This window comes from Tsuneonella sp. HG249 (assembly GCF_053819205.1).
Genome location: NZ_JBSOQY010000001.1, coordinates 913551 through 926689, shown reverse-complemented (window position 1 = coordinate 926689; position 13139 = coordinate 913551). Strand labels below are relative to the sequence as shown.

The window sequence follows — 13139 nt, the reverse complement described above, 5'->3', positions numbered from 1 at the left end:
GCAAGGCGATGGAAACACGGGCCAATCATGTCTGGGTCGGAGCGGTCACCCTGGCCCTGCTCGCCGCGCTTGCACTGTTCATCGTCTGGCTTGCCGGGCTCAACAAGGGCGAGCAGAACGAATACGATATCTTTTTCAAGCAGTCGGTCGCCGGCCTCGCCAACGGGTCCGAAGTCAGTTTCTCCGGCGTACCCTCTGGCCAGGTGACCCAGATCCAGCTCTGGCCCAAGGATCCCGAGTTCGTCCGCGTGCGGATCAAGGTCGACGAGACGACGCCGATCCTCGTCGGCACCACAGCCACCATCCAGGGCTCCTTTACCGGGGTCTCGACGATCCTGCTCGACGGCGCGCGCCGCAACGCGCCCGCGCTGACGTGCGAAGGCGAAGGCGTCGGCAAGACGGCTTGCCCCGAAGGCGTGCCGGTGATCCCGACCAAGCCAGGCGGCCTGGGCGAGCTACTCGCCAACGCGCCGCTGCTGATGGAGCGGCTGGCGACGCTGACCGAACGGCTGACGCTGATGCTGTCGGACCGCAATCAGGAATCGATCCAGGGCATTCTCGCCAATACCGAGCGGATGACCGGCGACCTCGCGCAGGCCACCCCGCAGGTCCAGCGCACGATGGCCGAGCTGCAGGTAACGCTGCGGGAAGCGGGCGAGGCGCTCGACCAGTTCGAGAAGGTCACCGCCTCGACCGACCGCCTGCTCAACCAGGAAGGCCAGAACCTCGCCGCCCAGCTCCGGCAGACTCTCAACTCGGCGGAAGGCGCGGCCAAGTCGCTGTCGGCGACGCTCGACGATGCCCGCCCAGCGGCGCGCCAGCTCTCCGAGAGCACCCTGCCGGCCGCCGAAGCGACGCTGCGCGATCTGCGCGCGACCAGCCAGGCGCTGCGCAGCGTCACCGAACGCCTCGAGAGCGAGGGCGCGGGCGGATTGCTCGGCGGCCCCAAGCTCCCCGACTACAAGCCATGAGAGACGCCATGAAACGCACCAGGATCGCCTTGGCCCTCGGCGCGAGCGTACTGCTCGCGGGCTGCCTCAGCTTCGGGCCGAAGACCCCGGAGAGCCTGCTGAACCTCACCCCGACGTCGACCGTCGCCGCCGGCACCACGATCAACGGCGACATTGCGCAGGCGATCGCGGTCGAAGAGCCGGAGACGCCCGCCAAGCTCGCCAACAACCGCGTGCCCGTGCAGGTGGACGACACCAACATCGCCTACGTCGAGGACGCGATGTGGGTCGACAAACCCAGCCGCCTGTTCCGCCGCCTGCTAGGCGAGACGATCCGCGCCAAGGGCAACCGACTGGTGATCGACCACGACGACCCGGCGCTCACGCCGACCAACCAGTTGCGCGGCACCTTGATCGACTTCGGTTACGATGCCCGCAGCTCGGCGGTAGTCGTGACCTACGACGCGGTGCGCGACGTCAACGGAACGCAGGTACGCACCAGGCGCTTCTCCGCCACCGTTCCCGGCGTGCTGCCCGAAGCGGCGCCGATCGGCGCGGCGCTCAATCAGGCCGCCAACGAAGTGGCCGGCCAGGTCGCCGACTGGGTCGGCTGAGCTCACGAAAAAGCCGCCGCGGCGCGATGCCGCGACGGCTCAAGACCTTGAGAGTATCCCGGATCAGGCCGGGCAGCGGCTGTCCCGCATCGGGGGAGCGCTGGTGCGCGTCTGCCAGCTGCCGTCCGGCGCCTGGTATTTCTCGCCGGGTGAGGTGCGTGCGATCGCCAGGCAGCCCGCGGTGAGGGCGTATTCCTCCAGCGTCGCGTTCGCGCTTGTCGCCTTCGCGGCGTAGACGGCGCGGCGCTTGATGTTGATGTCGTTGACGATCTGCTGGAGAGCCGGCGTGCTCGCGCCGACGATCCCGAGATAGCCGTCCATCTTCTCGCCGACCTGGCCGGCCGCGCGCGCGGCGTCGTAAGCGGGATCCCGCTGGGCGAGCGCTGGGGTCGCGAGCAGGCCTGCGGCAGCGGCGATGATCAGGAACTTGCGCATCAGAAGATGTCCTCGTTTTCTTCGATCGTATTGCCCGCGTCGGCCGCGAGCCGGTAGATCACTTCCTGCCGGATGTTGACGTTGAGCTCGATCACGATCGGCTTGTCGGGTGCGGTCACATTGACGCACCCCCCGATCATAACCGCGCCCAGCATCGCCAGCGGCAGCGCCCGTCGCCATCCACGCTTGTGCTCACGCCTCATCATCGAGATGATTGTCGCAAGCCCGAGGGGCCGGGTCAATTCGGTTCGGATCATGGCCTTTTCTCGCTTTCCGAGGTCTGAACGGGTGCTTCATCTGGAATGATGTCGTCGGGCTTGATGGCGGGGGGAGGCGCGGTGGTTTGGCGCTTGAGCACGCGGCCGTCGTCGGTCAGCAGACCCAGTTCGCGCGGGTCGCGCACCGAGGAGGGGTCGTACATCGCCTTCAACGAGGTGATCAGCTGATAGAACGGCGCCTTGATGTTGACGTTGAAGCGCAGCGGCAGGTTCTCGAACCGCTTGGTGATGAAGTTGCGCTTGGCGCCCGCGCCCTGCTTGACCCCGTCGAAGCGCACGCGGGTGACGATCTCGCCGGTGAGGTTGCCGTCCATCGCAATCGACATCTGCTGGTAGTCGAGCGACTTAAGCGCGTCGAACGCGAAGTTCGCCATCGTGCCCAGGTCTTCGCGGCTTAGCTCGCCAACGTATGACACGTTGCCTCCGGGCGGCCGGGCGATCAGCAAGCCGCCTTCGATCCGCCCGTTCCCACTGGTATCGAATATGATCGGCAGCGTGCCGTCGAATGTGCCGGTGGCGGCGATGTTCGGCAACTCCATGCGCTCGATGAACTGCGCCGCTTCGAGGCCCTCGATCTCGAAGACGTAGCGCCGCTCTTCGCTGGTGCCGAGATTGAGACTGGTGGAGCGCAAGGTCAGGGTTCCGCCCATGAACGGCCAGGTGGCGCCCTCGACAGACAGGAATTGACCGCCGCGTAGCGAGAACACCAGCTCGCCCTCGAGCACTTCGATGCCCGGGTTGACCGAGCCGATGCGCAGGCGCTGGTTAGGCGCGGTCGTCAGGCCGAGAAGGTCGGTGAACTCGACCGTCCCGCTCGCGCCCCGAACCGGCCCAAAGGCCGCGGCGAAATCGAAGTTGTCGCTGGAGAAGCTCCCGCGGCTCGTCACCCCGCCTTCGGTCCAGTCGATCCGCCCCGTGCCGCGCACCGTTCCGCGCGCGTTGGCGATGACGCCCTTGGCGCGGGGCAGCAGCGTGTCGGGCTGCAGGCTGCGGTCGAACAGCACGCCGTCGACAGCGAGATCGGCATGCCCTGCCTGCGTGGCTAGGTTGTGGACGATGTCGACGTCGGTCACTTCGCGTTGGGTCGAGGGCTCGCGCAGGATCGCCTCCGCGCGGATGACATTGTCGCGCAAGGTCAGCGTACCGCCCTCGGCCACCAGCGGATTGAAGCGTGGATCGGCTTGCCGGTCGACCAGACGGAAAGACGCCTCGGATAAGCGCAGGACGCCGCCCGCGTAGTTCCAGTCGCCCGACGTGTTCACGAGGTTCAGTGGAACCTGGAACAGGCGCACGTCCGCGTCTTCGAAGCGGCCGGCGATCTCCCTGCCGAACGTGGCGGTCAGGTTGGAAATGCGGAACGTGCTCGCCGTAGCGGCCGGTCCGAGCGCGATGTCGACCGCGCGCGCGCTCACCGCGCCCGGATAGGCAAAGCCGACCGGGCCGCTGCGCAGCCGGATCGGCGTGTCGGCCAGCCGTCCGGAAAGGTCGAGCGAGGGTGCCCCGGCGGCGATGCGTAGCCCGCGAGCGTCCTGCCGCACTATCGCCTGACCTCGACTGGGACATAAGGTCAGCCCGCGCCGCTCGAGCGTGAGCGAGGCGACCGCGAGCCGATCGAAGCGGACGTCGATGCAGCGGTTCCACAAGGCGAGACCGCCGCGTGGCGACCAGCTCCCGCTGAGGGGGACGGCCAGATTGCGGGTCGATCCCCCGGGCAGCGGACCACTCGCCCTTGCCCGGCCGGAAAATCCTAGAGCTCCGTTCGCGCCTTGGGCGAGGACCAGTTCGGGTATGGCGAGCGAGCTGCCACCAGCGGTGTATTCGGCCATCGCCAGCCGCAGCACAGCATTGCCGCCGGGCGAACGCTCCATCCGCCCGACGAAGCGCGGCAGCCCCGCACCCCCCGTCGCGAGGTTGCCGGAGAAACGTGGCGCGCCACTGCCCGCCTGGCTGATCTGTGCGCGGCTGAGCGCGAGGAGGGTCGCCCCGCTGCCTCCCCGCAGCGAAGCCTTGGGGACGATCAGGCTGAGCACGTCTCCCGTCCGGCGCGCGGACAGGCTGCCGACGAAGCTGCTCGCCCGACCTTCTCGAGCCAGGGCGGTGCGCGCCTGCCGCAGCAGCGGAGCCAGCAAGGTCCCGTCGGTCGAAGCCGCCGCGCTCGCCAGCGCCCGGTCGAGGCCATCGCCCATGCGGATCCCGTTGCCTTCAAGGTCTGCCTGCAGTTCGAGCGCCTGCAATCCATCGCGTCCGCGCAACGAGCCTTCCGCGGTCAGCAGCGCCGCGCGGGCCTGCGGATGGGCAAGCCCGCGTGCGGCGAGCGAATAGCGCGCTGTAAGGGCCGAATCGCGCCAGGTCGCGCGCATCGTGCCGGTCAGTCCATTGGCGCGGGTCCCCGCTGCCGCGAGCGCGCCAGTCGCGATCCGCCCGTCACCTTCAATGCCGCCGAAGTCCGCGTCGGCGGTGGCATCGAGCGTGATCGCGGCGTCCCGCATCATTATGCCCTGCGCCCGGCAGTCGAGCTCCTTCAGCCGCAGTGGGCCTTCAATGGTCGGCTTGCCGCCTGAGGTGGTGACCTTGCCATAGAGCGAGGCCCCCTGTGCCGCGCAGCCGCCGCCGTCGAGCGTGGGCGCCACCACCGCAAGTATGCCGGCGAAGCCGCTATCGATCCGCCCGACGCCCTCGACCTTGATCCCCAAACGCCCCCAATCGCTTTCGATCAGGCTGCGGCCGTCGATCAGTCGGACATCGAGCTCCGGCAGGCCCGGCGGCTCGCGGGTGTCGCGGAACAAGGCCTTGTCGAGCGACCCGAAGCTCAACTTGCCACCGCGCAGCGTGCCATAGAGGCGGGGGCGGACGAGCGTAATGCGGCCGAGTTGCGGGGTGCCCAGCCGATAGAGGATGGCGACTTCCGCGCGCTCGATGGTCATGTCCGGAGAACGCGGGTCGCCGACTACGATATCGGTCAGCACCTGGCGATCGGGTGCGATACTCTCGATCTCGTACGTCGCCGGGATATCGTACGTCTCGAGTTGATCCTCGATGAAATTGCCCGCGATGCGCTCGCGCGAAAACCACACGATGGCGATCGCTATCAGGAAAATCAGCCCGAGCGTCAGAAGGACGCGCGGCCACAAGCGGCGCGTGCGCGCGCTTTCGGCGACGACCATCTCCGCGTCAGGCTCGCTTTGCGCGTTCGCCATGCACCCCACTTGCGCGCATCGGCCGGCATGGGCAAGGCGCTGAAAGGTCAACGCGTTGCCGGGGGAAAGGTTGCCGCAGCCTGAAGACGAAAGGGCCGTGCCCGGCCATTCCGGACACCGGTCCCGCCTGCGGCAGCGGCTGCTCGGCGGCGGGGCGGAGGCGCTCGCCGACTACGAGGTGCTGGAATACCTGCTGTTTGCCGCCAACCCCCGCGGCGACACCAAGCCGCTCGCCAAGGCGCTCCTCGAACGGTTCGGCTCGCTGAATGCGGTCCTCAACGCGGAACCGGGCGCGCTGACGCAGGTGCCCCGCATCGGCGAGACGGGCGCCGCCGCGCTCAAGGCCGTCGCCCTCGCCGCCCGCCGGATGGCGCGCGGGGAAGTCGTTCAGAAGCCGGTCCTCGGTAGTTGGCAGGCACTGCTCGACTACCTCACCATCGACATGGCGCACCTGACGGTCGAGCGCGTGCGCGTGCTCTATCTCGATACGCGGAACCGCCTGATCGTGGATCACCACGTCGGCGACGGTTCGATCGACGAGGCGGCGATCCATCCGCGCGAGGTCATCCGCAAGGCGATGGACGTCGGTTCGACCGCGATGATCCTCGTCCACAACCATCCGAGCGGCAACCCCGAACCCAGCCGCGCCGACATCGACATCACCCGCCGCATCGCCGAAGCCGGGCGTCTCCTCGGCATCGTCGTCCACGACCACGTGATCGTCGGTCGCGACGGGCACGTGAGCCTGAAGGCCAAGGGGTTGATATAGCCCGGCGCGGCCCCTAGCCGCAGCCGCAACTGCCCAACCGGAGTCGACGATGGTCCCCCGTTACGCCCGCCCAGCCATGACCGCGATCTGGGAGGCCGAGGCGCGCTATCGCATCTGGTTCGAGATCGAAGCGCACGCGACCGAAAAGCTCGGCGAGCTGGGCGTGGTGCCGGAAAGCGCGGCCAAGGCGCTGTGGGACTGGTGGTCGACCGATCCCAAGATCGACGTCGAGGCGATCGACGCGATAGAGGAGGTGACCAAACACGACGTTATCGCCTTCCTCACCTGGGTCGCCGAGCAGGTGGGCGACGAAGCCCGGTTCATGCACCAGGGCATGACCAGCTCCGACGTGCTCGATACCACCCTCAGCGTCCAGCTCGCCCGCGCGAGCGACCTGCTGATCGAAGACCTCGACCAGCTGCTCGCGGCGCTCAAGCGGCGGGCCGAGGAGCACAAGTACACCCCCACCATCGGCCGCAGCCACGGCATCCATGCCGAGCCGGTGACCTTCGGTTTGAAGCTTGCGCAAGCATATGCCGAATTCGCCCGTTGCCGCGAGCGGCTGGTCGCCGCGCGAGCGGAGATCGCTACCTGCGCTATTAGCGGCGCGGTCGGCACCTTCGCCAATGTCGATCCGCGGGTGGAAGCCCATGTCGCGGACAAGCTCGGTCTCGCGATCGAGCCGATCTCCACCCAGGTCATCCCGCGCGACCGGCACGCGATGTTCTTCGCGGTGCTGGGCGTAATCGCGAGCTCGATTGAGCGTCTCGCGACCGAGATCCGCCACCTGCAACGGACCGAAGTGCTCGAGGCGGAGGAATACTTCTCGCCTGGGCAGAAGGGCAGCTCGGCGATGCCGCACAAGCGCAACCCGGTGCTGACCGAGAACCTCACCGGGCTCGCGCGCATGGTCCGCAGCGCAGTCATCCCGGCTATGGAAAACGTCGCCTTGTGGCACGAGCGGGACATCAGCCACTCCTCGGTGGAGCGTTTCATCGGGCCCGATGCCACGATCACGCTCAACTTTGCGCTCGCTCGCCTGACCGGGGTGGTCGACAAGCTGCTCGTCTATCCCGAGCGGATGCGGAAGAACCTCGACCGGATGGGAGGGCTGGTCCACTCGCAGCGCGTGCTGCTGGCGCTAACCCAGGCCGGCGTGAGCCGCGAAGACGCCTACCGCCTCGTCCAGCGCAACGCGATGAAAGTGTGGGATTCGGACGGCGCGCTCTCGCTGCTCGACCTGCTCAAGGCCGATCCGGAGGTGACCGCGGCGCTGTCTCCGGATGAGCTCGAGGACAAGTTCGACCTCGCCTACCACTACGCGCAAGTGGACACAATTTTCGCGCGCGTGTTCGGCGGCTAGCTCCCTTCACTTTGCCGGCGGGCCGCCCTAAGCCTCGGACAAACATCGGGAGAGACAAGATGCAAATCGTCCGCACCATCATCTGGGTCGCCCTGCTGGTCGTGTTCGTCGCCTTCACGGTACTCAATTGGGACAAGGCGCTAAGCGTTCACATCTGGCCGGAGCTGGTGTGGGATACCCGCCTGCCCGCGGTGGTGGTCGTCTCCTTCCTGCTCGGCCTCATCCCGATGTGGATGATCCACCGCGGCACGAAGTGGCGCTTGCAGCGGCGGATCTCGAACCTCGAAACAGCGGCGCGCAACGCCGCCGTGGCGGTCCCGACGTCCGCGGCCCCCGCCAGCACGACGGCAACTACTGTGGCAGCGACGCCTACCGCCGAACCGCCCGTGCCGGCGACCCCGGTCGATGGCGCGCCCAAGCCGCGCGACGAAATCCTCAAATGACCAACCCCGTCTACCTGGCCCTCGACCTTCCGAAGCTCGACGCCGCGAGGGCGCTGGCGGAAAAGGTCAAGTCCCACGTCGGCGGGCTCAAGCTGGGTCTCGAGTTCTTCTGCGCCCACGGACACCACGGCGTTCACGAGATCGCGCGGGTCGGTCTGCCGATTTTCCTCGACCTCAAGCTGCACGACATTCCCAATACTGTCGCCGGCGCGATGCAGGCGATTCACGTGCTCGAGCCGGCGATCGTGACGGTCCACGCCTCGGGGGGGCGGGCGATGATGGAGGATGCCAAGGCCGCCGCTGCCAACGGAACGAGGATCGTCGCGGTGACGATGCTGACCAGCCTCGACGAGCGCGACCTCCTGCGGACCGGCGTAGCGGGCAATTCCCACGACCAGGTCATGCGGCTGGCGGAACTGGCGCACGCGGCGGGGCTGGACGGGATCGTCTGCTCCGGCCACGAAGTGAAGGCCGTGCGCGAGCAGTGGAAGGACGGCTTTTTCGTCGTCCCGGGCCTGCGCCTGCCCGATGCCGGGGTCGGCGACCAGAAACGCGTCGTCACCCCGCGCAAGGCGCGCGACGACGGCGCCAGCGTGCTCGTCGTCGGCCGCCCGATAAGCCGCGCGGACGACCCGCTCGCCGCCGCCCGCGCGATCGAGGCGACGCTCTAGGACCCGAACGCCCTGTCGGGCGTTACCCGCTGTAAAGTGGGAGAAACGTTTATGAGGACCGCAGCACTTCTTGCCAGCCTGGCCTTGTCAGCGCTTGCCGTACCCGCAGCTGCCCAGCCCGCCCAGCGGCCGCTGGAAGTCGCGCCCGGCAACAGCGTCCTAACGGTGACCGCGGAAGGCAAAACGATCCGCGAGCCCGACCTCGCCGTGTTCAACGCCGGAGTGACCACGCAGGGCACCACCGCCGCTGCCGCGCTCGCGGAGAACTCGCGCGCGATGGAACGGGTCATCGCCGCGCTGCGCGCCGCCGGCATCGCCGAGCGCGATATCCAGACGTCGAACCTGTCGATCCAGCCGGTCTACGCCGACCCGAACCGCGATGCGATCATGGCCTCGCGGATGAGCGGGCAGCCCTACATTCCGCCGCCACCCGAGCAGCGGATCCCGCAAATCATAGGCTACCAGGCGAGCAACAACGTTGCTGTGCGCCAGCGCGACCTCAAACGGTTCGGCACCGTGATCGACACCTTGGCCGGCGCCGGGGCGAACCAGATCAGCGGGCCGATGTTCCAGCTCGACCAGCCCGATCCCGCACTCGACCAGGCGCGGCTCGAAGCGGTGAAGACGGCGCGCGCGCGCGGTGAGCTCTATGCGAACGCCACGGGCCTCAGGATCGTGCGCATCCTCTCGATCAACGAATCGGGCGGCTATTACGGCCCGCCGCAGGTGCAGTTCGCGCGCGACATCATGGTGACCGGTTCGGCCCCGCCGCCTCCGCCCGCGCCGGTGCAGCCCGGCGAGCTGCAGATGACAACCAGCGTCACGATGCAGTTCGAGCTCGCACCCCGCTGAGCGCTTGCGGTCCCGCGTGGGCTCGCTATCTGCGCGGGCCATGAGCGGACGTCTGGTCAAGGTATGCGGGTGCAACACCTCCGAAGCGGTCGACGCGGCGGTCGACGCGGGCGCGGACTACATCGGCCTGGTTCATTTCGAATCTTCGCCGCGCCACGTCACCCTTGAACAGGGTGCCCGGCTGCGGGCCCGCGTGCCGCCCTCGACCAAGGTCGTGCTGCTGCTGGTCAACCAGCAACCGATCCCCACGGCGCAAGCGGTCGACACGGTGAAGCCGGATGTGGTCCAGTTCCATGGTGGCGAGACCGAGCAGTGGCTCGGCCTGCTCCGCCAGGCGGTGCCGCACGAGTTGTGGAAGGCTGTCGGCCTCCGCAATGCCGAGACGTTGACCAAGACGCTGCGGTTCAAGGACGCGGCGCACCGCATACTCTACGATTCCGCCAAAGGCGCGCTGCCTGGCGGCAACGGCCTGACCATCGACTGGTCGCTGCTGGCGGGCTTCCAGCATCAGATTCCGTGGGGCCTCGCAGGGGGGCTGACGCCGGACAACGTGGCTGAAGCTATCCGGGTGACCGACGCCCCACTGGTCGACGCCTCCAGCGGGCTCGAGACTGCACCGGGGGTGAAGGACGCCGGGCGCATTCGTGCATTCGTGCAAGCTGCCCGCGCGGCCTGACGCACCAATCCTGTCTCGACTTCACTCAGGCGGCGGGCCAATGGGAGCAGTGATGGACAGCGCACCCAATTCATATCGCAACATGCCCGACGAACGGGGTCACTTCGGGGACTACGGCGGCCGCTACGTCGCCGAGACGCTGATGCCGCTGATCCTCGAACTCGAGGCGGCCTACCGCGCGGCGCAGGCCGATCCGGCGTTCCAGGCGCAGTTCGACGACCTGATGGCGCACTACGTCGGCCGCCCCAGCCCGCTCTACTTCGCCGAGCGGCTGACCGAGGCGCTGGGCGGCGCGCAGGTGTGGTTCAAGCGCGACGAGCTCAATCACACCGGCGCGCACAAGATCAACAACTGCATCGGCCAGATCCTGCTCGCGATCCGCATGGGCAAGCAGAAGATCATCGCCGAAACCGGCGCGGGCCAGCACGGGGTCGCCACCGCCACCGTCTGCGCGCGGTTCGGCCTGCCCTGCACGATCTTCATGGGTGCGACCGACGTCGCCCGCCAGCAGCCCAATGTGTTCCGCATGAAGCTTTTGGGCGCCGAAGTGATCCCGGTCACCAGCGGCGCGGCGACGCTGAAGGACGCGATGAACGAGGCGCTGCGCCACTGGGTCGCCCACGTCGAGAACACGTTCTACATCATCGGTACCGCGGCAGGCCCACACCCTTACCCCGAGCTGGTGCGCGACTTCCAGTCGGTGATCGGCAAGGAAGCCCGCGCGCAGATGCTCGATCGCACCGGCCGCCTGCCCGACCTGCTGGTGGCGGCGATCGGCGGCGGAAGCAACGCGATCGGGCTGTTCCACCCGTTCCTCGACGATGCGGATGTGAAAATGCTCGGCGTCGAGGCGGCAGGGCACGGGCTCGACAAGCAACACGCCGCCAGCCTCGCCGGCGGATCGCCCGGCGTGCTTCACGGCAACAAGACCTACCTGCTGCAGGACCAGGACGGCCAGATCGCCGAGGCGCACTCGATCAGCGCTGGCCTTGACTACCCCGGGATCGGCCCAGAGCATGCCTGGCTCAAGGACACCGGCCGGGTCGAATACACCTCGATAACCGACGATGAAGCATTGGACGCCTTCCAGCTCCTCTGCCGCACCGAAGGCATCATCCCCGCGCTCGAACCCAGCCACGCCATCGCGGCGGTCGCCAAGCGAGCGAAGGAGATGGACCGCGACGCGATCATCCTCGCCAACCTTTGTGGGCGCGGCGACAAGGACATATTCACCGTGGCCGAGCATCTCGGGGTCGCGATGTGACCCGCCTCGCCGCCGCCTTCGCCAAGGGGCGCCCGGCGCTCGTGTGCTTCATCACCGCAGGCGACGGTGACACTGCGGCCAATCTCGACGCGCTGGTCGCGGGGGGCGCGGACGTGATCGAGTTGGGCATGCCGTTCACCGATCCGATGGCCGATGGGCCGGCGATCCAGGCGGCCAACTTGCGCAGCCTAGCCTCCGGCACGACTACGCGCGATGTCCTGATGATCGCCAACGAATTTCGCGAGCGCCACCGGGATGTTCCGCTCGTGCTGATGGGTTATGCCAACCCGATGATCCGCCGCGGGCCCGAGTGGTTCGCCGCCGAGGCCGCGGGGTGCGGGGTCGACGGTGTGATCTGCGTCGACATCCCACCCGAGGAAGACGACTCGCTCGGCCCCGCCTTGCGCGCATCAGGCATCGACCTCATCCGCCTCGCCACCCCGACCACCGACACGGCACGCCTGCCGACGGTGCTCGAAGGCTCCTCAGGGTTCGTCTACTACGTCTCGGTCGCCGGGATCACTGGTCTGCAGCAGGCTGCCACCGGTTCGATCGAAAGCGCGGTTGCCCGTCTGAAGGTGGCCACCGACCTGCCGATCGCGGTGGGCTTCGGCGTCCGCACCTCCGAGCAGGCCGGCGCCATCGCGCGGGTCGCGGATGGCGTGGTCGTGGGCTCAGCGCTGGTCGAGCTGTGCGCCCAGCCCGGCGCACCGGAACGCTTGCAAGCATTGACCGCTTCGCTAGCCGAGGCCGTCCACGCCGCACGGAAGGAACTTCTATGAGCTGGATCACCCGCGTCCGCAACGCGCTGCCCTTCGCGCCCAAACGCGAGACGCCCGACAACCTGTGGGTCAAGTGCCCGAGCTGCCAGGAGATGCTGTTCGTCAAGGAATACGAGGAGAACCTCCACGTCTGTCCGCGCTGCGAGCATCACGGGCGGATCGACGCCGACACGCGGCTTGCAATCCTGATGGATGCAGGCTTCGACCTGTTGCCCCAGCCTTCGGTCCGCGAAGACCCACTCAAGTTCAAGGACACTTCCAAGTACACCGACCGCCTCAAAAAGGCGCGCGCCAAGAACCCGCACCATGATGCGTTCAGCGTCGCCTCCGGAAGCATCGACGGCCGCGCAGCCGTCGTCGGGGTGCAGGATTTCACCTTCATGGGGGGCAGCATGGGCATGGCAGTGGGCACCGCCTTCTGCGCCGGGGCCGAGCGGGCGCTCAGCCGCCGCTGCCCCTACATCGTCGTCACCGCGGCCGGCGGCGCGCGGATGCAGGAGGGCATCCTCAGCCTGATGCAGATGCCCAAGGCGACGGTGATGACCCGCCGCCTCAGAGAAGCCGGACTGCCCTACATCGTCGTTCTGACCGACCCCACCACCGGCGGCGTCACCGCCAGCTACGCCATGCTCGGCGACGTCCACATTGCCGAGCCGGGCGCATTGATCGGATTTGCCGGTCAGCGAGTGATCCAGGACACCATCCGTGAGCAACTTCCCGAAGGCTTCCAGCGCGCCGAGTACCTCCACAAGCACGGCATGGTCGACATGGTCGTGGCGCGCAAAGACCTCAGATCGACACTGGCGACGCTGATCGACTACCTGGCGCCCTCCAAAGCAGCCTGA

General features: G+C 67.8%; 14 protein-coding genes. 11 read left to right on the top strand and 3 right to left on the bottom strand.

Features of this window, described 5'->3' with window-relative positions; translation table 11 throughout:
• Nucleotides 1-8: 8 nt before the first annotated feature.
• Nucleotides 9-971, top strand: a complete 963-nt coding sequence (locus ACWPM1_RS04555; RefSeq protein ID WP_455693652.1) for an MlaD family protein — start codon at nt 9-11, stop codon at nt 969-971.
• 8 nt (nt 972-979) lie between these two features.
• The gene (locus ACWPM1_RS04550; protein WP_455693651.1) at nt 980-1564 is read left to right on the top strand and encodes an ABC-type transport auxiliary lipoprotein family protein; all 585 of its coding nucleotides are present in this window, start codon (nt 980-982) and stop codon (nt 1562-1564) included.
• 63 nt (nt 1565-1627) lie between these two features.
• On the opposite strand, the gene ACWPM1_RS04545 is transcribed toward ACWPM1_RS04550, so the two are convergent.
• From ACWPM1_RS04545 to ACWPM1_RS04535, 3 genes are read right to left on the bottom strand one after another with little or no spacing between them, the layout of a single operon-like run.
• Nucleotides 1628-1999 carry a YdbL family protein gene (locus tag ACWPM1_RS04545; RefSeq protein WP_455693650.1) on the bottom strand — a complete coding sequence of 124 codons (372 nt, stop codon included), beginning with the start codon at nt 1997-1999 and terminating at the stop codon, nt 1628-1630.
• Entirely contained in the window at nt 1999-2202 is a 204-nt protein-coding gene (locus ACWPM1_RS04540) for a YnbE family lipoprotein (RefSeq protein WP_455693649.1), read from the bottom strand. Before ACWPM1_RS04540 ends, ACWPM1_RS04545 begins: the two co-directional genes overlap by 1 nt.
• Before the next feature lie 50 nt (nt 2203-2252).
• Nucleotides 2253-5474 (bottom strand): intermembrane phospholipid transport protein YdbH family protein, encoded by a 3222-nt coding sequence (locus ACWPM1_RS04535; protein WP_455693648.1) that lies wholly within the window; start codon nt 5472-5474, stop codon nt 2253-2255.
• Nucleotides 5475-5571: 97 nt separating this feature from the next.
• Here ACWPM1_RS04535 and radC point away from each other — a divergent pair, with 97 nt between their 5' ends.
• From radC to accD, 9 genes are read left to right on the top strand one after another with little or no spacing between them, the layout of a single operon-like run.
• The gene (radC, locus tag ACWPM1_RS04530) at nt 5572-6243 is read left to right on the top strand and encodes a RadC family protein (protein WP_455693647.1); all 672 of its coding nucleotides are present in this window, start codon (nt 5572-5574) and stop codon (nt 6241-6243) included.
• Nucleotides 6244-6292: 49 nt separating this feature from the next.
• Nucleotides 6293-7606, top strand: coding sequence for an adenylosuccinate lyase (gene purB / locus ACWPM1_RS04525; RefSeq protein WP_455693646.1), 1314 nt, complete (start codon nt 6293-6295; stop codon nt 7604-7606).
• Between the two features lie 59 nt (nt 7607-7665).
• On the top strand, nt 7666-8049 hold the full coding sequence (locus ACWPM1_RS04520) for a DUF1049 domain-containing protein (protein WP_455693645.1): 384 nt from the start codon (nt 7666-7668) through the stop codon (nt 8047-8049).
• Complete coding sequence (gene pyrF / locus ACWPM1_RS04515; protein WP_455693644.1) at nt 8046-8720, top strand: orotidine-5'-phosphate decarboxylase; 675 nt, start codon at nt 8046-8048, stop codon at nt 8718-8720. Before ACWPM1_RS04520 ends, pyrF begins: the two co-directional genes overlap by 4 nt.
• Before the next feature lie 51 nt (nt 8721-8771).
• Nucleotides 8772-9572 carry an SIMPL domain-containing protein gene (locus ACWPM1_RS04510; RefSeq protein WP_455693643.1) on the top strand — a complete coding sequence of 267 codons (801 nt, stop codon included), beginning with the start codon at nt 8772-8774 and terminating at the stop codon, nt 9570-9572.
• Nucleotides 9573-9612: 40 nt separating this feature from the next.
• A complete protein-coding gene (locus ACWPM1_RS04505) occupies nt 9613-10248 on the top strand; it encodes a phosphoribosylanthranilate isomerase (RefSeq protein ID WP_455693642.1) in 636 nt (211 codons plus the stop codon).
• Between the two features lie 52 nt (nt 10249-10300).
• Nucleotides 10301-11512, top strand: coding sequence for a tryptophan synthase subunit beta (gene trpB, locus ACWPM1_RS04500; protein WP_455693641.1), 1212 nt, complete (start codon nt 10301-10303; stop codon nt 11510-11512).
• Nucleotides 11509-12294, top strand: coding sequence for a tryptophan synthase subunit alpha (gene trpA, locus ACWPM1_RS04495; RefSeq protein ID WP_455693640.1), 786 nt, complete (start codon nt 11509-11511; stop codon nt 12292-12294). The genes trpB and trpA overlap by 4 nt, the downstream gene beginning before the upstream one ends.
• Nucleotides 12291-13139: an acetyl-CoA carboxylase, carboxyltransferase subunit beta gene (accD, locus tag ACWPM1_RS04490; RefSeq protein WP_455693639.1), complete on the top strand. Its 849-nt coding sequence runs from the start codon at nt 12291-12293 to the stop codon at nt 13137-13139. The genes trpA and accD overlap by 4 nt, the downstream gene beginning before the upstream one ends.